Origin of the sequence: Amycolatopsis tucumanensis (genome assembly GCF_021654135.1) — a bacterium.
In the GTDB taxonomy this organism is placed as follows: Bacteria; Actinomycetota; Actinomycetes; order Mycobacteriales; family Pseudonocardiaceae; genus Amycolatopsis_E; species Amycolatopsis_E tucumanensis.
Genome location: NZ_JAKGSD010000029.1, coordinates 42285 through 65441 on the forward strand (window position 1 = coordinate 42285; position 23157 = coordinate 65441).

A 23157-nucleotide genomic window follows, 5' to 3' on the forward strand; every position below is an offset into this window, starting at 1 on the left:
CGGTGTGGACTTCACCCTGGACGCGACCCGGGCCGAGATCGCCGCGCTGACCGCGGACGTCCTCGCGAGGGACCCCGAGCACGCCTGGCAGGCGCTGGCGAAGGCCGGGCTGCTCGCGCTCGCCCTGCCCGAGGACCTGGGCGGGGACGGGCTCGGCCCGGCCGAGGTCGCGGTGGTGCTGACCGAGGTCGGCCGGGCGGGCGTCCAGGTGCCCGCGCTCGCCGCACTCGCGCTGGGGGTGCTGCCGCTGAACCGGATGGGCAGCCCGGAGCAGCGCGCGCGGTGGCTGCCGGAGATCGCGTCGGGCGAGGTCGTCGTCACCGCCGCGCCGCACGAGCCGTCCAGGCCGTTCGCCGCGGAGCCCTCGACCGAGGCCGTCGCCGTGGACGGCGGCTGGGCGCTGACCGGCACGAAGACCCTGGTGCCGTCGCTGGCGCAGGCCGGGTGCGTGCTCGTGCCCGCGACGCTGCCGTGGGGACCGGGGGTGTTCCTCGTCGATCCGCGGGCCGAGGGCGCGGAGGTGCACGGCACGTCGTTGCGGCTGTCCGGCGTCCGGGTGGGCGAGGCGGACCTGCTGCGCGACGGCTCGCTCGCCGACCTGCGCCGGTTCGCGCTCGCCGGCGCGGTGTCACTCGGCGACGGCGCGGTGGCCGGAGCGCTGGCGCTGACCACCGGGCACGTGCGGCAGCGCGAGCAGTTCGGCCGTCCACTTGCGACGTTCCAGGCGGTGGCGCAGCAGATCGCGGACGTCTACATCGCCTCCCGCACGCTGCACCTGGCCGCGTTGTCCGCGGTGTGGCGGCTCGCCGAGGGGCTCGACGCGGACGAGGACCTGGCGGTCGCCGCGTACTGGCTCGCCGAGGAGGCGCCCAAGGCGCTCGCGGTGTGCCACCACCTGCACGGCGGTCTCGGCGTCGACATCACCTACCCGCTGCACCGCCACTACGGGCTGGTCAAGGAGCTCGCCGCGCTGACCGGCGGCGCGAGCGAGCGGCTGGACCGGCTCGGCGACCTGGTGGAGGCCTGATGCACATCGAACTGACCGCGTCGCAACGGAAACTGCGCGACGAGCTGCGCGAGTACTTCGCCGGGCTGATCACGCCGGAGGAGCGGCAGGCGCTGCTGCGCGAGCGGCACGGCGAGGTCTACCGCCGCATCGTGCGCCGCATGGGCAGCGACGGGCGGCTCGGCGTCGGCTGGCCCGAGGAGTACGGCGGCGGCGGGTTCGGCGACCTGGAGCAGCACATCTTCGCCGACGAGGCCGCGCGCGCCGACGTGCAGCTGCCGTCGGTGACGCTGCAGACCGTCGGGCCCACCCTGCAGGAGTACGGCACGCCCGAGCAGAAGGCGTTCTTCCTGCCGAAGATCCTCGCCGGGGAGGTGCACTTCGCGATCGGCTACACCGAGCCCGACGCGGGCACCGACCTCGCGTCCCTGCGCACCACCGCGGTCCGCGACGGCGATTCCTACCTGGTCAACGGGCAGAAGATCTTCACGACCGGCGGGCACGACGCCGACTACGTCTGGCTTGCGGTGCGCACCGACCCGGACGCGCCCAAGCACAAGGGCATCTCGATCCTGATCGTCGACACCGGCGACCCCGGCTACTCGTGGACGCCGATCATCACCTGCGACGGCGCGCACCACGTCAACGCCACGTACTACTCCGATGTCCGGGTCCCGGTGTCGATGCGGGTGGGCGAGGAGAACCAGGGCTGGAAGCTGATCACCACGCAGCTCAACCACGAGCGCGTCATGCTCGGCCCGGCCGGGCGGATCGGCGGGCTCTACGACCGGGTGCGGGCCTGGGCCGCGGAGCGCGATCTGCTCGGCGAGCCCGACGTGCGCCGGGCGCTGGGCGAGACGCTCGCCGTGGTGCGGATCAACGAGCTGCTCAACTGGCAGGTCGCGGCCGCGGAGCTGGACGTCGCGGACGCCTCGGCGACCAAGGTGTTCGGCTCGGACCGCATCCAGCGGGTGGCGCGGCTGGTGGAGGAGATCGTGGCCCGGCACGGGGATCTGTCCGATCCGGGCACCGCCGCGCTCGCCGAGTGGCTGGACGTGCTGGCGCGGCGCAACATCGTGCTCACTTTCGGGGGTGGCGTGAACGAGATCCAGCGCGAGCTGATCGCGACGGCCGGACTGGGATTGCCGAGGGTGCCGCGATGAGCGTCGAGGAGGTGGCCGCCCGGATCCGCGCGCAGGGCGAGTCGTCGCGCCGCCCGGCCCGTGATCCGGTGAACCAGGCGATGATCAACAACTGGGTCGAGGCGATCGGCGACGCCAACCCGCGGTACGCCGAGGGCGTCGCGCCGCCGGCCATGGTGCAGGTGTGGACGATGAACGGCCTGCACGGGCAGCGCGCGGCGGACGACCCGCTGGGCGCGATGATGGCCGTGCTCGACGAGGCCGGCTACACGTCGGTGGTCGCGACGAACTCCGAGCAGACCTACCACCGCTACCTGCGCGTCGGCGAGCACGTGTCGGCGTCGACGGCGCTGGAGTCGGTCGTGGGGCCGAAGCGGACCGCGCTGGGCGAGGGCTGGTTCGTCACCACCCGCACGTCCTGGTACGTCGGCGACGAACTGGTCGCCGACATGCTGTTCCGGGTGCTGAAGTTCGCCCCGCCGCCCTCCGCGCGGGGCGCGCTGCGGCCGGTGATCAGCCGGGACACCGAGTTCTTCTGGGAGGGCACGAAGGCCGGCGAGCTGCGGATCCAGCGCTGGGGCGACGTGCTGCGGCACCCGCCGGGGCCGATGCCGCCGGACGGCGACCTGGACGCGAAGCCGGACTGGGTGGTGGCGAGCGGGCGCGGCACGGTCTACAGCTACGTGGTGCACCACCGGCCCGCGGTGCCGGGCAAGCAGCTGCCGTTCGTGATCGCGCTGGTCGAGCTGGAGGAGGGGGTGCGGATGCTGGGCGAACTGGTCGGGGCCGATCCCGCGGAGGTCCACATCGGACTGCCGGTGACCGCGACGTTCCTGAAGGTGGACGACGATCTGACGTTGCCGGCCTGGCGGGTGGCGCGATGACCGCCGCCGGAACCGAGCTGCCCGAGCTGGTCTTCGACGTCACGCCGACGTTCGTGATCAGCACCGCCCTGGCGACGCGGGACTTCCAGGACGTGCACCACGACCGGGACGCCGCGGTCGCGCGCGGGTCGAAGGACATCTTCCTCAACATCCTCACCGACACCGGGCTGGTGCAGCGGTTCGTGACGGACTGGGCGGGGCCGGACGCGCTGGTCCGGTCGATCAAGATCAAGCTGGGCGTGCCGTGCTACGCCGGAGACCGGTTGGTGTTCACCGGGCGTGTGGCGTCGGTGGACGGGCGCGTCGCGGTCGTCGAGGTGACCGGGACCGGGCAGCTGGGGACGCACGTGAGCGGGACGGTGACCGTGGAGCTGGCGGCATGACACTGTCGGGCAAGGCGGCGATCGCCGGGATCGGCGCGACGGAGTTCTCGAAGGACTCGGGACGCAGCGAGCTGCGGCTGGCGGCCGAGGCGGTGCGCGCGGCACTGGACGACGCCGGGTTGCGGCCGTCCGATGTGGACGGACTGGTGTCGTTCACGATGGACGGCAACGCCGAGATCGCGGTGGCGCGGGAGCTGGGCATCCCGGAGCTGACGTTCTTCAGCCGGGTGCACTACGGCGGCGGCGCGGCGGCGGCGACGGTCCAGCAGGCGGCGATGGCGGTCGCGACCGGGGTGGCCGAGGTGGTGGTGGCGTACCGGGCGTTCAACGAGCGGTCCGGGCACCGGTTCGGGCAGGTGTCGTCCGCGGCGGCGGGGCAGGTGAACTCGTCCGGGGTGGACAACGCGTTCCACTATCCGATGGGGCTGGCCACGCCGGCGGCCACGGTGGCGATGGTGGCGCAGCGTTACTTGCACGAGTACGGCGCGTCGACCGAGGACTTCGGCCGGGTGGCGGTGCTGGACCGCAAGCACGCGGCGACGAACCCGGCGGCGTGGTTCCACGGCAAGCCGATCACGCTGGCGGAGCACCGGGCGTCACGGTGGATCGCCGAACCGCTGCGGTTGCTGGACTGCTGCCAGGAGTCCGACGGCGGGGTCGCGCTGGTGATCACGAGTGCCGCGCGGGCCCGCGACCTGCGCCACCCGCCGGCGGTGATCGCCGCGGCGGCGCAGGGGAGCGGGCCGGACCAGTACATCATGACCAGCTACTACCGGGACGAGCTCGCGGGCCTGCCGGAGATGGGCGTGGTCGCGCGGCAGCTGTGGGCGCAGGCCGGGGCGGGCCCGTCCGACATGGAGGTCGCGGTGCTCTACGACCACTTCACGCCGTACGTGCTGATGCAGTTGGAGGAGCTGGGGTTCTGCGGCCGCGGCGAGGCGCCCGGTTTCGTGGCGTCCGGAGCGCTCGAACTGGACGGCTCGCTGCCGCTGAACCCGCACGGCGGGCAGCTCGGCGAGGCGTACATCCACGGGATGAACGGCATCGCCGAGGGGGTCCGCCAGATCCGCGGCACGTCGTGCAACCAGGTGCCGACGGTGTCGCACGTGCTGGTGACGGCCGGTACCGGCGTGCCGACCAGCGGGCTGGTGCTGGCTCAGTCGTAGCCGCGGATGAGGTGGCTCTCGTCGTCCACCAAGTCGGTGGTGTCGAGGGTGTCTTCGATGACGGATTGGTCGGTGATCGGTTCGGTGGCCGGCATCGTCCTTCGTCCTTTCCTGACGTCGCCTACTCTGTGTGGTTCCCGTCACAGAGGGGCCGAAACACCGGCGATTTTCAGTACCCGGGGACCGGAACCCAGGCGGGCAGGCGTGGCCACAACCGCCGGTGCAGGCGGTGCACCCCGTAAGCGGCCAGCACCATGGCCGGCCAGTCGGCGAGCAGCATTGCCAAGATGCGGAGGTCCGGCCGGGCCGTTGGGGATGTGGCACGCTCGCGAGTACCACCACACGGCGTTCTGCGCCGCGAAGAACCACGCGAACCCGGTGAGGGCATAGAGCACCGTGCGAAGGCGCCCTCCTGCGCTTCCGGTTCCACCTGGTCTCCCCCTTGCGCGTCGCCCAGCAGTGGCGCCGTCTCGTTTCAGTGGAAGGGAACCGGGACCCAGGCCGGCCAGCCGTCGGGATGCTCGGACCAACAGGACATCTCGGGGCTGTAGGGGTTGATGAACACGGGGATGTTGACCACCCAGTAGAGCCAGGTGGTCAGCAGGACCACCCCACCAGCAGCACGGGCGTCCACCAGCGCAGGCGGGGCCAGAGGCGGCGGTGCAGCCGGTGCACCAAGCGCGCGGCCAAGGCCAAGGCCACCAAGTCGATGATCAACGCCAGCAGGATGCCCGGATTGGGGAGCGGGCCGTTGGGGATGTCGCACGCTCGCGAGTACCACCACACGGCCTGGTGGGCCGCGAAGAACCAGGCGAACCCAACCAACGCGTACAGGAAGGCGCGAAGGCAGCCCCGGGCGAAGTCGGCTTCGAGATCGTCCTCCACTGGCCTCCCGTCCGGCCGGGCCGTCACCGGTTGCGCCGTCTCGCGGTGTGGAATTCACCTCGATGACCTCTAGCGCACCTGGCGTTCATGGGCGAACTTGAGGACGTGCAGATACCGGTCCTGGTTGCGTGGAGCCTGACGGTGGCGTTCGCGCTGCTCGCCGTGCCCAGCGTGGTCCGGCTGGTGCGCCTGGACGCCCTCACGACCACCCCGGACACCCGCCAGCAGGACGTCGCCGAGTTGATGATGGTCCTGGCGATGCTCGCGATGGTCTCACCCCTCGGAGGGCCCATCCCGGCGGCCGGGTGGCAGGCCATCCTGGTCCTCACGGCCGGGTGGTTCCTCGTCGCCGCGTTGCGGGGGCGGCGGTGCTGCGCCGTGCACCACCTGGTGTCCGCCGCGGCGATGCTGTACATGATCACCGCGATGCCAGGCCACGGTGACGGCCCCTGGATGGCGATGACACCCGGCCAGCTCGCCTGGCCCGTGCTGGCGCTGGCCGCCATCGGCTACTTCGCGGTCGACAGCGTCCGCTCCGGGATACTCGGCGCGCGCTGGGCCCGCACCGAGAGCCTGCGCGACCACCGCGCGGTCCGCCAGGTCTGCCGCGCGCTGATGGGCGTCGGCATGGCCTACATGCTGGTCAGCGGCTTGTGAGCAGCGCGTCCGCCAGTACCGGCGCGTCCCGCTCCACGGCCGTCGTCGTCAGCGCCAGGCCCTCGTCCGTACGCCACACGCGCGTCCGCAGCGTCTCCCCGGGCAGCACGATCCCCGCGAACCGCGCGGAGAACGAACCGACCCGCGTGACGTCGGCGTCCAGCATGGCGTCCGTGACGGCCTTGGCGACCATCCCGTACGTGCACAGCCCGTGCAGGATCGGCGCCTCGAACCCCGCCGACCGGGCGAACTCCGGGTCGATGTGCAGCGGGTTCCGGTCGCCGCACAGGCGGTAGATCAGCGCCTGCTGCGGCAAGGTCGGCGTGTCGATCACCGCGTCCGGCTCGCGCTCCGGCGGTTCCACCCGCGCAGAAGAACCCCGCGAACCGCCGAACCCGCCCTCGCCGCGGGCGAAGATGCTCGACCGCGCCGTCCACAACGGCGCCCCGTCCGTCGACACCACCGACGTCTCGTTGACGATCACCGCCGCCGTGCCCTTGTCCAGCACGTCCACGATCCGCGTGCGCGCGACCGCCTTGCCCTCGACCGGGATCGGCCGGTGCACGGTCACCGCCTGCGTCCCGTGCACCACCTTCGCCAGGTCGACCTCGATGCCCGGGAACGAGACCGCGGGCGGCTCGTAGATGCGCAGGTTCGCCGCCACCGTCGCGAACGTCGGCAGCACCCGCAGGTCCCGCTCGTAGGTGTAGCGCAGCTCCCGCGGGTCGGCCGGCCGGGCGCCCGCGCCCAGCGCCAAGTGGTAGAGCAGCACGTCGGAAGGCGTCCAGGCGAACGTCAGCTCGTCGAGCTCGGCACCGATGGCGACGTCGGGATCGATGGGCAACGCGGCAACTCCTACTCGTAGGTGACCGACACCTCGTCGGTCAACGGTACCGACTGGCACGCCAGCACGATGCCGTCGGCGATGTCCTCGGAATCCAGGACCTCGTTGTTCAGCATCTTCACCTCGCCGGAGACGATCCGGCACGCGCACGCGCTGCACTGCCCCTCGCGGCACGAGTACGGCGCGTCCAGCCCGCGGGCCAGCAGGAAGTCCAGCAGCTTCTCCTGCCGCGGCCAGGTGAACGAGTGCTGCGACCCGTCCAGATCCACGGACAACGCGGTCGTCCCAGCCTCCTGAGAAGGCACTGCGGCGGCCTCCGCGCGATCCTCGAACGGATTGCCGCCCAGCGACACGAACCGCTCCAGGTGGATCCGCTTGCGCGGCACCCCGAGGTCCTTCAAGGCCTGCTTGCCGGCCGTCATGAACGCCTCGGGCCCGCACAGGAACGCCTCGAACTCCGCATACGGCCGGACCAGCTCACGCAGCTGCGTCACCGACGGCAAACCCTGCACGCTTTCCAGCCAGTGCACCAGCACCAGCCGCTCCGGGTGCTCCCGCGCCAGCGCGGCCAGCTCGGACGCGAAGATCACCGACGAGGAGTCCCGGTTGGCGTACACCAGCACGATCCGCCCGCCGCCGGAGGCCAGCGCGGACTTCAGGATCGACATCACCGGCGTGATGCCGCTGCCGCCGGCCATCAACAGCAGGTCGGCGTCCAGCGATTCGGGCGTGAACACCCCCGCCGGGGCCAGGACGTCCACAGTGGAACCAGCAGAGACGTTGTCACACAACCAGTTCGACCCGTACCCGCCTTCGGTGCGCTTCACCGTCACCTTGAGCCGCGAGCCCTCGTGCGGTGCGCTGGACAACGAGTAGCACCGCGCCGCCTCACCAGCGCGCAACGTCAGGAACTGCCCCGGCCGGTACGCGAACGTCGAAGCGTGCTCGGCGGGCACGTCGAACACGATCGACGACGCCTCGGCCGTTTCCGCGATCACCTCGGCGACGGTCAGGGTGTAGCTATCCGGCATCGAGAACCCCGAACTCCCCGTCCCGCACCGCCGCGTCGATGCTGTCCACCAGCTTCGGGCAGGTGTCCAGCAGCGCGGTGTTGCGCCCCTCGGCCACCTCCTGCGCGAACACCGGGCAGCTGCCCGCGTCGGTCGTCCACTGGATGCTGGTGTGCTTCACGCTGTTCTTCTTCACCAGCACCCGCGTGCCGCACGACGCGCACGCGTGCGGCCGCAGGCCGCCGGCCAGGAACTCGGTGCGCTCGGCGGTGGTCATCCCGCGACCCCCGCCTCCTGCTGCCGGGCCAGGTTCTCGGCCACCTCCCGCGCCCACACCTCGTTGGCCTTGGTGGTGTCCACCTCGAACTCGAAGCGCCGCGTCATGTCCTCGGTGACGTCCTCGACGTCCACGTAGAACTGCTCGTACCAGCGGCGCAGCTGGTAGACCGGGCCGTCCTCCTCGCACAGCAGCGGGTTGTCGATGCGGGTCTTGTTCTTCCAGATCTCCACGTCCTGCAGGAAACCCACGCCGATGCTCTTGGCGAACTTGCCGGCGATCTTGTCCGCCTGCTCGTCCGACACGCCCGGCAGCTTCTTCACGCTGACCCCCCACTGCAGCACGAACGAGGTCGGCGTCACCGGGTAGTGGCAGTTGATCAGCACGTTCTCGATCTCGAAGCCCTTGTACGTGTTCAGCAGCGTGTTGATCATGTACGACGGCCCGAAGTACGAGGCCTCCGAGCGCAGCAGGTTGTCCTCGCCGCCGTAGTTGGACGCCATCCCGACGTCCGGCCGGCCCTTGGTGTTGAGGTACTGCGTGGCGATGTGGCCCTCGAACACGTTCTTGAAGTAGGTCGGGAACGCGAAGTGGATGTAGAAGAAGTGGGCCATGTCGACCATGTTGTCGATGATCTCGCGGCAGTTGGACCCCTCGATCAGCACCGAGTCCCAGGTCCAGTTGCTCCACTCGCCGCTGAAGATGCCGTCGATGCGCGGGATCACGACGTCCGGCGGCGGCGGGTTGCCCTGCGGGTCGTGCCACACGAACAGCTGCTTGTTCTCCTCCAGCGTGATCCACGACCGGGTGCGGGCACGCAGCGGAACCCGTTTGGCGTACGGGATCGACACGCACTTGCCGTTGCCGCCCCAGCGCCAGTCGTGGAACGGGCAGGCCACCTCGTTGCCCTTGACGCTGCCCTGACTCAGGTCGCCGCCCATGTGGCGGCAGTAGGCGTCCAGGACGTTGAGCTTGCCGTCCTCGCCCGCGAACACCACGAGCTTGGTGCCGAACGCGTTGACGGCGTGCGGTTTCCCGTCGCGGAACGTCTCGGCCAGCCCCAGGCAGTGCCAGCCGCGCGCGAACCGCGCCGGCGGCGCACCCGCGTCGATCGTGCGGACTTCAGTCATCATCGACCTCCAGTGCGATTCTGGGTGGCCAGGTGGCGTGAGGCAAGGAACCCGAAGACCATCGCCGGCCCGATCGTGGCGCCCGGCCCGGCGTAGGTGTGTCCCATGACCGCGGCGCTGGTGTTCCCGGCCGCGTACAACCCGGGGATCACCGACCCGTCCTCGCGCAGCACGCGGGCGTGGGTGTCGGTGCGCAGCCCGCCCTTCGTGCCCAGGTCACCGGGCACGATCTTGACCGCGTAGAACGGGGCCTTGTCGAGCGGGCCGAGGCTCGGGTTCGGCTTGTGGCGGGGGTCGCCGTAGTAGTGGTCGTAGGCGCTGCGCCCGCGCTGGAAGTCCTCGTCGACACCGCGCCGGGCGAAGCCGTTGAACCGCTCGACGGTGGCTTCCAGCGCCGCGGTCGGCACCTCGATGCGGGCGGCCAGTTCCCCCAGCGTGGCCGCCTTGGCCACGATCCCGGCCTTGAACCAGCGGCCGGGCAGCTTCTGCCGCGGCCCGACGCCGGTGAACATGTACCGGTCGCGGTAGCGCTGGTCGAACACCAGCCAGGTGGGGATGTTCTCGCCGGGCCCGTCGCCCGGCCCGTACATCGCGTGCACGGCCTCGACGTAGGGCGCGGACTCGTTGACGAACCGCTCGCCGCGCGCGTTGACCAGGATGCAGCCCGGCCGGGACCGCTCGGCTAGCGCGAACCACGGCCCGCCGGTCAGCGGGATCGTCGGGCCCCACCAGGCGTCGTCCATCAGGGCCACCGACGCGCCGAGCTTGAGCCCGGCCAGGATCGCGTCGCCGGTGTTGGCCTTCGCGCCCACGGTCCACTCGGTGCCGATGGGACTGCGCTGGTACTTCGCGCGCATCTCCTCGTTGTGCTCGAACCCGCCCGCGGCGAGCACGACCCCCAGGCGCGCCCGCACGGTCTCCTCCCGCCCGTCCCGCCGGATCACCACCCCGGTGACCCGCTCGTCCTCGGTGACCAGGTCGGCCAGCGGCGTGTCCAGCCACACCGGCACGCCCGCGCGGAGCAGCCCGGCGCGCAGCCCGGCGGCCAGGGCCTGGCCCATCGACAGCAGCCGCCTGCCGCGCGCCAGCCCGGTGAGCCACCGCCCGCCGATGCGCAGGACCCGCAGCGCGCCCTTGGGGTGGCGGGCGAGCAGGCTCAGCCAGCGGTAGTCCGCCTGGGTGATCGGCACACCGAGCGGCGCGCCGCTGTAGGGCGGTTCCAGGTTGTGGAGTTCGTCGCCGAGCCGCTTGCCGTCGAACGGCTTCGGCTCGACCGACCGGCCGCCGGCCCGCCCGCCGGGGGCTTCGGGGTGGTAGTCGGAGTAGCCGGGCACCCACTGCAGCCGCAGCGGCGTGACCCGGTGCACGAACGACACCACCTCGGGGCCGTGGTCGAGGAAGGCCTGGCGCAGCTCGGCCGGCACGACGTCGCCGACGATGGCGTCGAGGTAGGCCCGCGCCGCCTCCGGCGTGTCCTCGACACCGGCCGCGCGCAACGCCTCGTTGCCCGGGATCCACACCCCGCCACCCGATCGGGCCGTGGACCCGCCGAACCTGGCGGCCTTCTCGATCACCACGACGGAGAGGCCGGCGTCGGCGGCCGCGAGGGCGGCGGTCATGCCGGCGGCGCCGCTGCCCACCACCACGACGTCGAACTCGTCGGTCATGCCACCTCCGCTGGAACGTGTTCCACTTCGCTGAGCGCCTGTTCGCCGCCTCGTCCGTCACGATAGACGAGAACGTGTTTCAGTTCTAGGGTAGCGGGTGTGAACCAGACGGCGGATGTGATCGTGATCGGGTTCGGGGCGGCGGGCGCCTGCGCGGCGATCGAGGCCGCCGACGCGGGCGCGGACGTGCTCGTGCTGGACCGCTTCGGCGGTGGCGGGGCGACCGCGCTGAGCGGCGGCATCGTCTACGCGGGCGGGGGCACCGCCCAGCAGCGGGAGGCCGGGGTCGACGACTCGGCCGACGCGATGTACGACTACCTGCGGCTCGAGGTCGGCGAGGCGGTGTCGGAGGAGACGCTGCGGCGCTTCTGCGACTCCAGCCCGGCGATGATCGAGTGGCTGGAGCGCAACGGCGTGCCGTTCGAGGGCAGCCTGTGCCCGTACAAGACGTCCTACCCCAACGACGACTACTACCTGTACTACTCGGGCAGCGAGTCCGCCGGCGGGTTCCGCGAGCTGGCCAAACCGGCCGCGCGCGGCCACCGCACGAAGGGGCCGGGCACGTCGGGCAAGCTGCTGTTCGCCCGGCTGGCGCAGGCGGCGCGTCAGCGTGGCGTGCGGGTCCTGCCCGGCACCCGTGCCGAGTCGCTGATCGTCGAGAACGGCGTCGTGACCGGCGTCCGGGTCCGCACGCTGCGCGACGCGCCCGCCCGGGTCCGCGCCGCGCACGCCCGCATGGCGCGGTACGCCGCGAAGCCCGGGATCTACGTGCCGAGCGTGCGCAAAGCGCTGCAGCACCGGATCGAGCGGCTGGAGCGGCGGTACGCGCGCGATGTGGAACTCACCGCTCGGCGCGGGGTCGTGATCGCGGCGGGCGGGTTCATCTTCAACCGCGCGCTGGTGCGTGAGCACGCCCCGGCCTACCGCGGCGGGCTGGCGCTGGGCACGATCGCCGACGACGGGTCCGGCATAGGGCTCGGCACCGCGGTGGGCGCGGTGACCGGCGAGATGCACCGGATCTCGGCGTGGCGGTTCGTCACGCCGCCCAGCGCGATGCTCAAGGGTGTCCTGGTCGACCAGGCCGGGCGGCGGATCATCGACGAGTCCCGCTACGGCGCCGCGATCGGCGAGGTGATGATCGGCAAGCACGACGGCAAGGGCTGGCTGCTCGCCGACGCCGAGACGATCGCCGAGGCACGCCGCACCGCGCGGCGGGAGAGCCAGTGGTTCCAGTGGCTGCAGGCCCGCTACCTGCTGCAACGCGGCCGGGTGTCCGCGGCGACCCTGGAGGAGGTGGCGTGCAAGGCCGGGGTCGACCCGGCCGGGCTGGCCGCCACCGTCGAGGCCTACAACGCGGCCGCGGACGCAGGCGCCGCGGACCCGGCGGGCAAGCCGGCCGAGTACGTGCGGCCGGTGCGGACGGCGCCGTTCTCGCTGATCGACGTCTCCATCAAGCCCAGCCTGGGTTTCCCGTGCCCGATGCTCACGCTCGGCGGGCTCGTGGTGGACGAGTCGACCGGCCAGGTGCGGGGCGCCGACGGCGCCGGCATCGCCGGGCTGTACGCGGCGGGCCGGTCCGCGGTGGGAATCTGTTCCAGGTCCTACGTGAGCGGGCTCTCGCTCGCCGACTGCGTGTTTTCCGGTCGCAGAGCGGGAATTTCCGCAGCTCGACGGGTGGACTGATGACAAAAACGAGAACGTGTTCTAGTCTTTCTGGTGACCGAGAAAAGACATGACGGACGGGGCGTGCAGATGACCGATCAGGATGGTCGCGGGGTGCTGGCCGGGGTCCGGGAACTGCTTCCCGTCCTGCGGGAGCGGGCCCAGGAGACCGAGGACGCGCGGCGCATTCCGGACGAGTCGATCAAATCGCTGCAGGAGACCGGGTTCTTCAAGCTGCTGCAGCCGAAGACCTTCGGTGGCTACGAGGCCGACCCGGTGACCTTCTACACCGCGGTGAAGCTGCTGGCGAGCGCGTGCGGGTCCACCGGCTGGGTCGCCTCGATCCTCGGGGTGCACCCGTGGCACCTCGGGCTGTTCGAGCCGCAGGCGCAGCAGGACGTGTGGGGCGAGGACGTCGACGTGCGCATCTCGTCGTCCTACGCGCCGATGGGCAAGGCCACCGTCGTCGACGGCGGGTACCGGCTGACCGGCCGGTGGAGCTTCTCCTCCGGCTGCGACCATGCGACCTGGGTGTTCCTCGGCGCGCCCGCCTTCGACGCCGAGGGCAAGCCGGTCGACTTCTGCACCTACCTGCTGCCGATCAGCGACTACCGGATCGAGGACGTCTGGGACACCGTCGGCCTGAGCGGCACCGGCAGCAACGACATCATCGTCGAGGACGCGTTCGTCCCGGCGCACCGCGCGCTGAGCTTCCAGGCCACCTCGAAGTGCCGCACCCCGGGGCAGCAGATCAACCCGGGGCCGTTGTTCAAGCTGCCGTACGGATCCGTGCACCCGTCGACGATCACCGCGCCGATCATCGGCATGGCGCAGGGCGCGTACGAGGCGCACGTGGAGCACCAGCGCAACCGGGTGCGCGCCGCCTACATGGGCGAGCAGTCCAAAGAGGACCCGTTCGCCAAGGTGCGGGTCGCCGAGGCGGCCAGCGAGATCGACGCCGCGTGGCTGCAGCTGACCCGCAACATCGACGAGCTGTACCAGCTGGCGTGCCGCGGCGAGAAGCTGCCGTTCGCCACGCGGCTGCGGGTGCGGCGCGACCAGGTGCGCGGCACCGAACGCGCGATCGCCGCCGTCGACCGGCTCTTCGAGAACTCCGGCGGCCGGGCGCTCAAGCGGGGCACGCCGATCCAGCGGTTCTGGCGCGACGCGCACGCCGGCCGCGTGCACGCGGCGAACGACCCGGAACGCGCCTACATCATGTACGGCAACGGCGAATTCGGCGTGCCCGTCGAGAATGCGATGGTGTGACGTGACCGAGGGCAAGTACGCCGAGGTCGGCGGGGGCTTGCGGCTGCACTACCACGAAGCCGGCGCCGAGCACGCGGAAACCGTGGTGATGCTGCACGGCGGCGGGCCGGGCGCCTCGGCGTGGAGCAACTTCTCCCGCAACATCGAGGTGTTCGCCAAGTCCTACCGGGTCCTCGCGGTCGACCAGCCCGGGTTCGGCAAGTCGGACAAACCGACCGAGCACCCGCAGTACTTCACCCACAGCTCGACCGCGGTCGTCGGCCTGCTCGACGCGCTGGGGGTCGGCAAGGCGCACCTGGTCGGCAACTCGCTCGGCGGCGGCACCGCGGTCCGGCTCGCGCTGGACCACCCGGACCGCGCCGGGCGGCTCGTGCTGATGGGGCCGGGCGGGCTGAGCACCAACCTGTTCGCGCCGGACCCCACCGAGGGGGTCAAGGCGCTCGGCCGGTTCGCCGCGCCGCCGGGGCCCAGCAAGGAGAAGCTCGCGGCGTTCCTGCGGCTCATGGTGTTCGACCCGGCGCTGATCACCGACGAGCTGGTCGAGGAACGCTACGCCAACGCGAGCACGCCCGAGTCGCTCGCGGCGATGCGCGCGATGGGCGCGTCCTTCGCCGGGGCCGACTACGAGCAGGGCATGCTCTGGCGCGACGCCTACAAGCTGCGGCAACGCGTGTTGCTGATCTGGGGCCGCGAGGACCGCGTCAACCCGCTCGACGGCGCGCTGCTCGCGCTCAAGACGATCCCGCGCGCGCAGCTGCACGTGTTCGGCCGGTGTGGACACTGGGCCCAGGTCGAGAAGTTCGACGAGTTCAACCGCCTGGCCCTCGACTTCCTGCGAGGTGAATGAGATGGGCATCCGCTCACTGGCGTACCTGCGCATCGAGGCGACCGACATGGCCGCCTGGCGCGAGTACGGGCTCAAGGTGCTCGGCATGGTCGAGGGCAAGGGCTCCCACCCGGACGCGCTCTACCTGCGGATGGACGACTTCCCGGCGCGGCTGGTGATCGTGCCGGGGGAGAGCGATCGGCTCGCGGTGGCCGGCTGGGAGGCCGCCAACGCCGCCGAGCTGGACGAGGTGCGGGCGCGGCTGGACGCAGGCGGCGTGCCCTACAAGGAAGGCAGCGCCGAGGTGCTGGCCGAGCGGCGCGTCACCGAGCTGATCAGCTTCGACGACCCGTCCGGCAACACCCTGGAGGTGTTCCACGGCGTCGCGCTGGAGCACCGGCGCGTGGTGAGCCCGTACGGGCACCGGTTCGTCACCGGCGAGCAGGGCCTCGGGCACGTGGTGCTGTCCACCCACGACGACGACGCGGCGCTGCGGTTCTACCGCGACGTGCTCGGCTTCCGGCTGCGCGACTCGATGCGCCTGCCGCCGCAGATGGTCGGCCGCCCGGCCGACGGGCCGCCGGCGTGGCTGCGGTTCTTCGGCTGCAACCCGCGCCACCACAGCCTGGCGTTCCTGCCGATGCCCACGCCGAGCGGGATCGTGCACCTGATGGTCGAGGTGGAGAACACCGACGACGTCGGGCTGGCGCTGGACCGCGCGAAGCGGCGCAACGTGCCGATGTCGGCCACACTGGGGCGGCACGTGAACGACCTGATGCTGTCGTTCTACATGAAGACGCCGGGCGGGTTCGACGTCGAGTTCGGGTGCGAGGGCCGCCAGGTCGACGACGAGTCGTGGATCGCGCGCGAGAGCACGGCGGTGAGCCTGTGGGGCCACGACTTCAGCGTCGGGATGCGGAAGTGATCTCGTCCGCGATCGAGCCGGCGCGCTTCCGCCAGGTGCTCGGGCACTTCGCCACCGGGGTCACCGTGGTGACCACGATGGACGACGGCGAGCCAGCCGGGTTCGCGTGCCAGTCGTTCGCGGCGCTGTCGCTGGACCCGCCGCTGGTGCTGTTCTGCCCCGCCCGCAAATCGCGGACGTGGCCGGCGATCGAGCGCAGCGGGCGGTTCGCGGTCAACGTCCTGGCGGAGGGGCAGCACCGGGTCAGCGCGGTGTTCGGGGCGCGCGGCGCGGACAAGTTCGCCGCCGTCGAGTGGGAGCCGGCGCCGTCCGGCTGCCCGGTGCTGGAGGACGCGCTGACTTGGGTGGACTGCGCGGTGGAGACCGTGTTCGAGGCGGGCGACCACTTCGTCGTGGTCGGGCGCGTGACGGCGCTGGGGGAGGCGTCGAACGGGCGGCCGCTGCTGTTCTACCGCGGCCAGTACACCGGCGCGGCGCCGGTCAAGGCGGACGTGCTCAGCTGGGCCGGCCCGGACGACTGGCTGTGACCGCCTCGCCGGCGATCTCGTCGACCGACCGGCCGGTGGTGCGCGGGCCGAACACCGCGGTGATCAGGATGAGCAGCACCATCGCCAGCGCGACCACCACGAACACCGCGGTCGCGCCCTTGGCTTCCAGCAGCGGCAGCAGCAGGTACGGCATCGCGGCGGTCGCCAGGCGGGACAGCGAGTAGGCCGAGCCGGCGGCGGACGCGCGCAGGCTCGTCGGGAAGATCTCCGCCTGGTAGGCGTGGTAGGCGTTGGAGAACACGTTGCTGACCGCGGTGTAGCAGAAGCCGAGGATCGCGATGGCTGCGCTGCCGGTGGAATAGCCGAAGGCGAGCCCGAAGACCGCCATGCCCGCCGCGGCCGCGACGATGAGCCACTTGCGCTGGAAGCGGTCCATCAGTGGGATCGACAGCGCGGAGCCGATCGGGTAGCCCAGGAACGACAGCGCGCTGAACGTCAGCGAGTGGGCGACGTCGAACCCCTTGGCGGTCAGGATGATCGGCACCAGCGAGCCGAAGCCGTAGTAGCCGAAGACCTGCAGGACCTGGAACGCGGACAGCATCGCGGTCCGCGTGCGCCACGGCTTGCGGAACAGCGCGCGGAACCGTTGCGGCTGGGCTTCTTCGTGGCTCGCCGGTGGCACGTCGAGCGTGGTGCGCGCGGATTTTTCCAGGCGCTGCACGACTTCCTCGGCCTCGGCGTACCGTCCCTGCGCGATCAACCACCGGGGCGATTCGGGCAGACCGGTGCGAAGCACCCACACGATCGCCGCGCCGAGCGCGCCGATCACGAAGAGCCAGCGCCAGCCGTCGACGCCGAACGGCGCCTCGCCGACCAGGCCGCGCGCGAGGAACCCGGCGGCGGGCACGCCGCAGAAGCCGATGGTGTAGGCCCAGGCGGTGGCCTTGCCGCGGGCGTGCGCCGGCAGCAGGTCGGCGAGGTAGGCGTCGGCGAGGGGCAGTTCCGCGCCGATGCCGATGCCCGCGACGAACCGGCAGACCACCAGCATCCACACGTCCGTGGAGAACGCGCCGAGCAGCGTGAACAGCGAGTAGACGCTGAGGGTGAGCAGGAAGGCGCGCCGCCTGCCGATGCGGTCGGCGAGCCTGCCGAGCGTCACGGCGCCGACGAAGGCGCCGAGGAAGGCCGACGCCAGCAGCGGCTTGGTTTCCGCGCCGGACACGCCGAACTCCTTGGACAGCACGGTGCTCACGGTGCTGGCGAGGAAGAGGTCGTAGAGGTCGAAGAAGGTCGCCACCCCGACGACGGCGATGAGCAGGCGGTGGAAGCGCGTGACGGGCAACCGGTCGAGCCGGACGGTCATCGACGACGGGGCGGTCATGGTCGGAAAGTTATCCCCCGTGTGCCGATGTTGACAATGGTTGCCGGATTCGTCCGGAGTGCCGGGATGACCGCGTGGCGGAGTACCTTCTCGCACCGTCTCCGTGTGGCCGGTGGTCCACACTGGCGAAATCACCACGCGCTTCGGCGTACCTGGCTACCGCGATGCGCTGTGCGGTTTCATCGGCCATCGGATGACCGGCACCGTCGAATCCCGGGAATCGGGTCTGGTGGTGCGTTTCGCCCCAGGCGCGCTCGCGATCGGCCCGGCGCCGGCCGACCTGACCGGTCCCGAGATCGCGATGCGGCAGGCGCGCGGGGATGGACGGTGTATCGCCCGGGCGAGGCCGTGTTCGCGTGGCTGGGGCAGACCCCGCGTTCCGGTTACGCTTCCGGAATGGATCTCAGGCAAGACGCGCACGCGATGTCCGACGACCTCGTGGCACTGCGGCGCGCGCTCCACCAGGTGCCCGAACTCGGCCTCGACCTGCCCCGCACCCAGGAGACGGTTCTCCAGGCCCTCGACGGGCTGCCCCTGGAGATCAGCACCGGCACCGGGCTCTCGTCGGTCACCGCCGTGCTGCGCGGGCAGGGCGGCGACGGCGATGTCGTGCTGCTGCGCGGCGACATGGACGCGCTGCCGGTCACCGAGAACACCGGCGCCGCCTTCAGTTCGCGGCACGAGGGGCGTATGCACGCGTGCGGGCACGACCTGCACACCGCCGGCCTCGTCGGCGCCGCGCGGCTGCTGTCGGCCCACCGGGACCGCCTGGCCGGGGACGTGGTGTTCATGTTCCAGCCCGGCGAGGAGGGCCACGACGGCGCCGGGCACATGATCGCCGAGGGCGTCCTGGACGCCGCGGGCCGCCCGGTCGCCGAGGCCTACGGGCTGCACGTGGTGTCGGCGATGATCCCGCGCGGCCGGTTCGTGTCCCGCCCCGGCCCGATCATGGCCGCCGCCGACGGGTTGTTCGTCCGCGTCCTCGGCGCAGGCGGGCACGGGTCCCGGCCGCACGTGGCGCTCGACCCGGTGCCTGCCGCGTGCGAGATGGTGACGGCGCTGCAGACGATGGTCACCCGCCGGTTCAGCGTGTTCGACCCGGTCGTGGTCACCGTCGGCACCTTCCACGCGGGCACCCAGCGCAACATCATCCCGCCGGAAGCCCGCTTCGAGGCCACCATCCGCAGCTTCTCGAAGGAGGCGCGGGAGCGGGTCGCGGAGCTGGCCGTCCCGCTGTGCCGGGACATCGCGGCCGCCCACGGCCTGGAAGCCGAGGTCACCTACTCGCCCGAGTACCCGGTCACCGTCAACGACCCGGCAGGCCACGAGTTCGTCGCCGAGACGGTGCGCGAGGTGTTCGGTGAGGAGCGGTTCACGGAGGCGCCGGATCCGGTCACCGGCTCGGAGGACTTCTCCCGCGTGCTCGACCGGGTCCCCGGCGCGTTCGTGTTCCTCGGGGCGACCTTCGCCGACGACCCGGACTCCGCGCCGTACAACCATTCCCCGGAGGCATCGTTCGACGACAGCGTGGTCGCCGACGGCGCGGCGCTGCTCGCGTCGCTGGCCGCGCGGCGGTTGAGCGGAGCGCACGCATGACCCGGATCCTGTTCGCAGGCGGCCGCGTCTTCGACGGCACCGGCACCGACCCGTTCGACGCGGACGTGGTGGTCGAGGACGGCCGCATCGCCGCGATCGGCACCGGCCTGGACGGCGACGAGGTCGTCGACTGCGCGGGCACCACGCTGCTGCCCGGGCTGTTCGACTGCCACGTGCACGTCACGGTGTCCGACATCAGCCTGATCAAGCTGTTCCAGAAACCGTTTTCCTACCAGTTCTACGAGGCGGCGCGGAACCTGCGCAGCACCCTCGAACTGGGCATCACCACCGTGCGCGACGCGGGCGGCGCCGACCTCGGCATCAAGAAGGCACAGGCGGACGGGCTGATCAGCGGCCCGCGGCTGGAGATCTCGATCGGCATCATCAGCCAGACCGGCGGGCACGGCGACGACTGGATGCCCTCGGGGCACTGCGTTCCGCTGACGCTGCCGCACCCCGGCCGCCCGCACACGGTCGTCGACGGGCCGGACGAGATGCGCAAGGCGGCGCGGGAGCTGCTGCGCGCGGGCGCCGACGTGCTCAAGGTGTGCACGACCGGCGGCGTGCTCTCGCCCGGCGACGACCCGCGGCACACCCAGTTCACCCCGGCCGAGCTGGACGTCCTGGTCGCCGAGGCCGCCATGCAGGGCAAGGCGGTGATGGCGCACGCGCAGGGCACCGAGGGCATCAAGAACGCGGTGCGGGCCGGGATCCGGTCCATCGAGCACGGCATCTACCTCGACGACGAGGCCATCGAACTGATGCTCGCGCACGGCACGTGGCTGGTGCCGACGCTGATCGCGCCGATCGCGGTCATCCGCGCGGCCAGGGCTGGCGCGGCGCTGACCGACGAGATGATCCGCAAGGCCGAGGACGTGGCGGAGGTGCACGCGTCGTCGATGCGCCGCGCGGTCGAAGCCGGGGTGAAGATCGCGATGGGCACCGACAGCGGCGTCGGCCCGCACGGCACGAACCTCGAAGAGCTGCCGTTGATGCAGGCGGCAGGCATGAGCCCCGGCGAGGTGCTCGCCGCGTCCACGTCGTCGGCCGCGGAGCTGCTCGGGTTCGGCGACTCGCTGGGCAGGCTGGAGCCGGGTTTCCGCGCGGACCTGGTGGTCGTGTCCGGCGACGCCTACGACCTGGCCGCGTTGCCGGGGCGGATCCGCGAGGTGTGGCAGGACGGCGTGCGCGTGGTCGCGCCCGGCTCGCAGAAGTGAGAAGACCCCCGGGCCGCGCCGAAACTGGGGGAGGAAGGCGCGGCCCGGGGGCCTCGCTCCAGCGCCCGAGGGGGAGGTAAGCGCCGGAGCACCGGCCGGTGTGAAACTGGGGAGGATGACACCGGCCGTGTGCAGTCAGGATAGCGCGCGTTTCGGCGCGCGGACCGCTTTCACAGGAACTCGACAGGTTTCGGGCGTGGTGGTCAGAGGACCAGGTCGGCGAGAACGGTGTTCAGAGCCTCGGCGAACGCTTTCGCGTTGCGCTGGGGGGCGAGGTGCGCCCCGGGCAGTTCGACGAACGGCAGGCCCAGTTCGAGGGCGAGCGCGCGGGCCGGGCGGTAGTGGTAGTAGCCGCGGCTGCCTTCGCCCGCGGTGAGCACGATCGGCACCGGGCCGCGGCGGAGAGCGTCGATGTCCGGCAGGTAGCGGTAGAAGCCGACGAGTTCGCGGTCGAACAGCAGGCGCCACTCGTGTTCGTGCGGCAGGCGCACGGTTTTCAGCGGGGGCAGCCCGGCGCCCGCGATGGAACCGAGGAACCCCTGGAACGCCGCGAAGACGTCGCCGTCCGCGCTGAGGGCGGCCTGCTCCTCGGCGAACTCCAGCCACTCGTCGGCGTCCGGCAGGAGGTTCACGGCAGGCGGCTCGTGGACGACCAGCCCGCTGACGACGTCCGGGTGCCGGACGGCGAGCTCCAGCCCGATCTGGCCGCCTGCGCTGCTGCCGAACACGAGAGCCTTGCTGTAGCCGAAGTGCTCGACGACGGCGCGCGCGTCGTCAGCGTGCCGCGCGACGGTCAGCGGCCCGTCCGTGGAGTCCGTGCTGCCGAAGTGCCCACGCCGGTCGTACCCGAGAACGGTGTAGTGGCTCGCGAGCTGCTCGGCGAGGGCCCGGTAGGAGGCGGCCGCCCCGGTTCCCCCGGGCACCAGGAGCAGCGCCGGGCCGGCCCCGCTCCGCTCGACGTGCAATTCCCCGTCCGGCACCGGGCAGGCGCCGCTCTCCGAGATCATGGGCGCAGTCAAGCACAACGGGCGCGATGGACGGACAACGGTCGGTGGTCGCCGTCCGTGGAGAGGAACCGAGATGACTTCCCTTCCCGGCTACCGGCGGGCTTTTCTCCGGATCATGGTCCGGGCCGCGTCGTCGACCGGCGAGGTCGGACAGCAGCTCGGCCGAGCGCTGGCCGTGTTCGGCGCCGTGGATGTTTCCAGCCTGGGCCGGTACTACAAGGACGAGACACTGCTGGAGTTCCGCGCGACGCTCGAGCCGGCCGGCCGGGTCGGCGACTGCATCGCGGCGCTCCGAGCGCTCGCGCCCGAGGGATGGCGTGACAGCCCGGTCGGGCCGGCCTGGGTGCGGCCGGGCCACGGCCGGGTTTCCCTCCTGCATCCGGAACTCGAGTGGGTGACCGTCAGCCCCGCCGAAGCGGCCGTGCCGCCCCGCTTCGTACCCGGCGATCTGGTGCGGATCCTCGACTGCCCCGCGGCACGGGATGACGGTCTGGTGGGAGAGGAGGCGGAGGTCCGTGGCAGCAGCACACCGGCGACCGACGCCGCCCCGTGGGGGTACGCGGTCCGCCCGAGCGGCTGGGACACACTCGTCTGCTTCGACGAGCCCGACCTGGAGCCCACCGGGCGCCGCGTTTCGGAGGCAGAACCCGTCGAACGCAGGGTGATCAGCGTCCAGCCGGACGGCACCGTGACCGGTTCACACGTCACGCCTCCCCAGGCCTAGATGCCTCCGACGGGCTCCGCCATCCCGGAGCCTCCACAGTGGACGCTGCTCAGGCTTCCTTCAGCGCGGCGGCAAGACCGTCACCCAGCGGGGTCGTCGGGCGTCCGATCAGCGCCGACAGCTCGCCGGTCACCTCCGCGAGCGTGCCCTCGGCGATGTTCTGGTCCAGCGCCACCACGAACCCGGCCGTCTCCGCGGGCAGCCCGGCCTCGATCAGCGCCGCGCGGTGCTCGTCGGCGGTCAGGTCGCGGTAGCGGATCTCCTTGCCCGTGATGGCGGAGATCTCGGCGGCGAGGTCGTCGAACGTCCACGCGACGTCGCCGCCGAGTTCGTACACCTTGCCCTCGTGCCCCTCGCCGGTGAGGACCGCCACGGCGCCCGCGGCGAAGTCGGCCCGGGTGGCGCTCGCGACGCGGCCCGCGCCGGCGCTGCCGATCAGCACGCCGGTCGCGATGGCCTGCTGGGCGTTCTGCACGTAGTTCTCGGTGTACCAGTTGTTGCGCAGGATCGTGAACGGCACGCCGGACGCGCGGATGATCTCCTCGGTCGCCTTGTGCTCGGGCGCCAGCACCAGCGGCGTGTCGTCCGCGTGCGGCGCGCTCGTGTAGGCCAGGTGCGTGACACCGGCGGCCTTCGCGGCGTCCACCACGGCCTGGTGCTGCGGAACCCGGTGGCCCACGGCGTTGCCCGAGATCAGCAGGACCTTGGTCGCGCCCGCGAACGCCGCCGCGAGCGTCTCCGGCCGGTCGTAGTCGGCCTCCCGAACTTCGACGCCCAGGTCCGCGGCCTTCTCCGGGCTGCGCACCGCGGCGACGATCCGGCCGGCGGGCAGCTGCTCCCGCAACCCGGCGACGACGTGGCGGCCCAGCTGGCCGGTGGCACCGGTGACGACGATGGTCATGTTTTCGCTCCTCCTCGGACGACTGCTCCCCGCTGAAGTTAGTACTAACTTCTGGAAAGTGCCAACCAAGGGTGAGTACCGTCACCAGGCATCGTGGGGGCCACCAGGTA

22 protein-coding genes and 1 pseudogene are annotated in these 23157 nt (G+C 71.7%); 14 read left to right on the forward strand and 9 right to left on the reverse strand.

Features of this window, described 5'->3' with window-relative positions:
* Positions 1-4: 4 nt before the first annotated feature.
* The 5 genes from L2C96_RS25905 to L2C96_RS25925 are packed head-to-tail and all read left to right on the forward strand — an operon-like array spanning position 5 to position 4581.
* The gene (locus tag L2C96_RS25905; protein ID WP_237338109.1) at positions 5-1027 is read left to right on the forward strand and encodes an acyl-CoA dehydrogenase family protein; all 1023 of its coding nucleotides are present in this window, start codon (positions 5-7) and stop codon (positions 1025-1027) included.
* A complete protein-coding gene (locus L2C96_RS25910) occupies positions 1027-2169 on the forward strand; it encodes an acyl-CoA dehydrogenase family protein (protein ID WP_237338110.1) in 1143 nt (380 codons plus the stop codon). Before L2C96_RS25905 ends, L2C96_RS25910 begins: the two co-directional genes overlap by 1 nt.
* Entirely contained in the window at positions 2166-3032 is an 867-nt protein-coding gene (locus L2C96_RS25915) for a bifunctional MaoC family dehydratase N-terminal/OB-fold nucleic acid binding domain-containing protein (protein WP_237338111.1), read from the forward strand. Before L2C96_RS25910 ends, L2C96_RS25915 begins: the two co-directional genes overlap by 4 nt.
* Entirely contained in the window at positions 3029-3415 is a 387-nt protein-coding gene (locus tag L2C96_RS25920; protein WP_237338112.1) for a MaoC family dehydratase, read from the forward strand. The genes L2C96_RS25915 and L2C96_RS25920 overlap by 4 nt, the downstream gene beginning before the upstream one ends.
* Complete coding sequence (locus tag L2C96_RS25925; RefSeq protein ID WP_237338113.1) at positions 3412-4581, forward strand: lipid-transfer protein; 1170 nt, start codon at positions 3412-3414, stop codon at positions 4579-4581. The genes L2C96_RS25920 and L2C96_RS25925 overlap by 4 nt, the downstream gene beginning before the upstream one ends.
* Positions 4582-5178: 597 nt before the next feature.
* Here L2C96_RS25925 and L2C96_RS25930 read toward each other — a convergent pair.
* Positions 5179-5466: a hypothetical protein gene (locus L2C96_RS25930; RefSeq protein ID WP_237338114.1), complete on the reverse strand. Its 288-nt coding sequence runs from the start codon at positions 5464-5466 to the stop codon at positions 5179-5181.
* An 87-nt stretch (positions 5467-5553) separates the two neighbouring features.
* Between L2C96_RS25930 and L2C96_RS25935 the strand changes: the two genes are divergently transcribed.
* Positions 5554-6123, forward strand: a complete 570-nt coding sequence (locus L2C96_RS25935; protein ID WP_237338115.1) for a DUF5134 domain-containing protein — start codon at positions 5554-5556, stop codon at positions 6121-6123.
* On the opposite strand, the gene chsH3 is transcribed toward L2C96_RS25935, so the two are convergent.
* Genes chsH3 through kstD form a run of 5 tightly spaced genes read right to left on the reverse strand, consistent with a single transcriptional unit; the run spans position 6110 to position 11051 of the window.
* Positions 6110-6967 carry an enoyl-CoA hydratase ChsH3 gene (chsH3, locus tag L2C96_RS25940; RefSeq protein WP_237338116.1) on the reverse strand — a complete coding sequence of 286 codons (858 nt, stop codon included), beginning with the start codon at positions 6965-6967 and terminating at the stop codon, positions 6110-6112. The two genes, L2C96_RS25935 and chsH3, sit on opposite strands and share 14 nt — an antisense overlap.
* Positions 6968-6978: 11 nt before the next feature.
* Positions 6979-7998, reverse strand: coding sequence for a ferredoxin--NADP reductase (locus L2C96_RS25945; RefSeq protein WP_237338117.1), 1020 nt, complete (start codon positions 7996-7998; stop codon positions 6979-6981).
* On the reverse strand, positions 7988-8254 hold the full coding sequence (locus L2C96_RS25950) for a hypothetical protein (RefSeq protein WP_020418782.1): 267 nt from the start codon (positions 8252-8254) through the stop codon (positions 7988-7990). Before L2C96_RS25950 ends, L2C96_RS25945 begins: the two co-directional genes overlap by 11 nt.
* Positions 8251-9387 carry a 3-ketosteroid-9-alpha-monooxygenase, oxygenase component gene (locus L2C96_RS25955; protein WP_372491267.1) on the reverse strand — a complete coding sequence of 379 codons (1137 nt, stop codon included), beginning with the start codon at positions 9385-9387 and terminating at the stop codon, positions 8251-8253. Before L2C96_RS25955 ends, L2C96_RS25950 begins: the two co-directional genes overlap by 4 nt.
* A complete protein-coding gene (kstD, locus tag L2C96_RS25960) occupies positions 9384-11051 on the reverse strand; it encodes a 3-oxosteroid 1-dehydrogenase (RefSeq protein ID WP_020418780.1) in 1668 nt (555 codons plus the stop codon). The genes L2C96_RS25955 and kstD overlap by 4 nt, the downstream gene beginning before the upstream one ends.
* A 99-nt stretch (positions 11052-11150) precedes the next feature.
* Here kstD and L2C96_RS25965 point away from each other — a divergent pair.
* The 5 genes and pseudogenes from L2C96_RS25965 to hsaB all read left to right on the forward strand — a co-directional run bounded on the left by L2C96_RS25965 (position 11151) and on the right by hsaB (position 16260).
* Positions 11151-12759: pseudogene (locus L2C96_RS25965) on the forward strand (FAD-binding protein).
* 44 nt (positions 12760-12803) lie between these two features.
* On the forward strand, positions 12804-13982 hold the full coding sequence (hsaA, locus tag L2C96_RS25970; RefSeq protein ID WP_237338118.1) for a 3-hydroxy-9,10-secoandrosta-1,3,5(10)-triene-9,17-dione monooxygenase oxygenase subunit: 1179 nt from the start codon (positions 12804-12806) through the stop codon (positions 13980-13982).
* A 1-nt stretch (position 13983) separates the two neighbouring features.
* Entirely contained in the window at positions 13984-14829 is an 846-nt protein-coding gene (gene hsaD, locus L2C96_RS25975; RefSeq protein ID WP_237338119.1) for a 4,5:9,10-diseco-3-hydroxy-5,9,17-trioxoandrosta-1(10),2-diene-4-oate hydrolase, read from the forward strand.
* A gap of 1 nt (position 14830) precedes the next feature.
* Positions 14831-15733: an iron-dependent extradiol dioxygenase HsaC gene (gene hsaC, locus L2C96_RS25980; protein WP_017983763.1), complete on the forward strand. Its 903-nt coding sequence runs from the start codon at positions 14831-14833 to the stop codon at positions 15731-15733.
* On the forward strand, positions 15730-16260 hold the full coding sequence (hsaB, locus tag L2C96_RS25985) for a 3-hydroxy-9,10-secoandrosta-1,3,5(10)-triene-9,17-dione monooxygenase reductase subunit (protein WP_020418775.1): 531 nt from the start codon (positions 15730-15732) through the stop codon (positions 16258-16260). Before hsaC ends, hsaB begins: the two co-directional genes overlap by 4 nt.
* Here hsaB and L2C96_RS25990 read toward each other — a convergent pair.
* The gene (locus L2C96_RS25990) at positions 16229-17602 is read right to left on the reverse strand and encodes an MFS transporter (protein ID WP_237338120.1); all 1374 of its coding nucleotides are present in this window, start codon (positions 17600-17602) and stop codon (positions 16229-16231) included. The two genes, hsaB and L2C96_RS25990, sit on opposite strands and share 32 nt — an antisense overlap.
* A 396-nt stretch (positions 17603-17998) precedes the next feature.
* Between L2C96_RS25990 and L2C96_RS25995 the strand changes: the two genes are divergently transcribed.
* On the forward strand, positions 17999-19198 hold the full coding sequence (locus L2C96_RS25995) for a M20 metallopeptidase family protein (RefSeq protein WP_237338121.1): 1200 nt from the start codon (positions 17999-18001) through the stop codon (positions 19196-19198).
* A complete protein-coding gene (locus L2C96_RS26000; RefSeq protein WP_237338122.1) occupies positions 19195-20415 on the forward strand; it encodes a metal-dependent hydrolase family protein in 1221 nt (406 codons plus the stop codon). The genes L2C96_RS25995 and L2C96_RS26000 overlap by 4 nt, the downstream gene beginning before the upstream one ends.
* A gap of 203 nt (positions 20416-20618) precedes the next feature.
* On the opposite strand, the gene L2C96_RS26005 is transcribed toward L2C96_RS26000, so the two are convergent.
* Positions 20619-21422 (reverse strand): alpha/beta fold hydrolase, encoded by an 804-nt coding sequence (locus L2C96_RS26005; RefSeq protein WP_020418771.1) that lies wholly within the window; start codon positions 21420-21422, stop codon positions 20619-20621.
* 73 nt (positions 21423-21495) lie between these two features.
* Between L2C96_RS26005 and L2C96_RS26010 the strand changes: the two genes are divergently transcribed.
* Entirely contained in the window at positions 21496-22146 is a 651-nt protein-coding gene (locus L2C96_RS26010; protein WP_237338123.1) for a hypothetical protein, read from the forward strand.
* Between the two features lie 49 nt (positions 22147-22195).
* Here L2C96_RS26010 and L2C96_RS26015 read toward each other — a convergent pair whose 3' ends face one another.
* Positions 22196-23047 (reverse strand): SDR family oxidoreductase, encoded by an 852-nt coding sequence (locus tag L2C96_RS26015; RefSeq protein ID WP_237338124.1) that lies wholly within the window; start codon positions 23045-23047, stop codon positions 22196-22198.
* Positions 23048-23157 lie beyond the last annotated feature (110 nt).

Coding starts and splice junctions, on each gene's coding strand:
- L2C96_RS25910 (WP_237338110.1), top strand. CDS start 1,027: ATGCACATCGAACTGACCGCGTCGCAACGGAAACTGCGCGACGAGCTG.
- L2C96_RS25915 (WP_237338111.1), top strand. CDS start 2,166: ATGAGCGTCGAGGAGGTGGCCGCCCGGATCCGCGCGCAGGGCGAGTCG.
- L2C96_RS25920 (WP_237338112.1), top strand. CDS start 3,029: ATGACCGCCGCCGGAACCGAGCTGCCCGAGCTGGTCTTCGACGTCACG.
- L2C96_RS25925 (WP_237338113.1), top strand. CDS start 3,412: ATGACACTGTCGGGCAAGGCGGCGATCGCCGGGATCGGCGCGACGGAG.
- L2C96_RS25935 (WP_237338115.1), top strand. CDS start 5,554: ATGGGCGAACTTGAGGACGTGCAGATACCGGTCCTGGTTGCGTGGAGC.
- L2C96_RS25945 (WP_237338117.1), bottom strand. CDS start 7,998: ATGCCGGATAGCTACACCCTGACCGTCGCCGAGGTGATCGCGGAAACG.
- L2C96_RS25950 (WP_020418782.1), bottom strand. CDS start 8,254: ATGACCACCGCCGAGCGCACCGAGTTCCTGGCCGGCGGCCTGCGGCCG.
- L2C96_RS25955 (WP_372491267.1), bottom strand. CDS start 9,387: ATGATGACTGAAGTCCGCACGATCGACGCGGGTGCGCCGCCGGCGCGG.
- kstD (WP_020418780.1), bottom strand. CDS start 11,051: ATGACCGACGAGTTCGACGTCGTGGTGGTGGGCAGCGGCGCCGCCGGC.
- hsaA (WP_237338118.1), top strand. CDS start 12,804: ATGACCGATCAGGATGGTCGCGGGGTGCTGGCCGGGGTCCGGGAACTG.
- hsaC (WP_017983763.1), top strand. CDS start 14,831: ATGGGCATCCGCTCACTGGCGTACCTGCGCATCGAGGCGACCGACATG.
- L2C96_RS25990 (WP_237338120.1), bottom strand. CDS start 17,602: ATGACCGCCCCGTCGTCGATGACCGTCCGGCTCGACCGGTTGCCCGTC.
- L2C96_RS25995 (WP_237338121.1), top strand. CDS start 17,999: ATGGATCTCAGGCAAGACGCGCACGCGATGTCCGACGACCTCGTGGCA.
- L2C96_RS26000 (WP_237338122.1), top strand. CDS start 19,195: ATGACCCGGATCCTGTTCGCAGGCGGCCGCGTCTTCGACGGCACCGGC.
- L2C96_RS26005 (WP_020418771.1), bottom strand. CDS start 21,422: ATGATCTCGGAGAGCGGCGCCTGCCCGGTGCCGGACGGGGAATTGCAC.
- L2C96_RS26010 (WP_237338123.1), top strand. CDS start 21,496: ATGACTTCCCTTCCCGGCTACCGGCGGGCTTTTCTCCGGATCATGGTC.
- L2C96_RS26015 (WP_237338124.1), bottom strand. CDS start 23,047: ATGACCATCGTCGTCACCGGTGCCACCGGCCAGCTGGGCCGCCACGTC.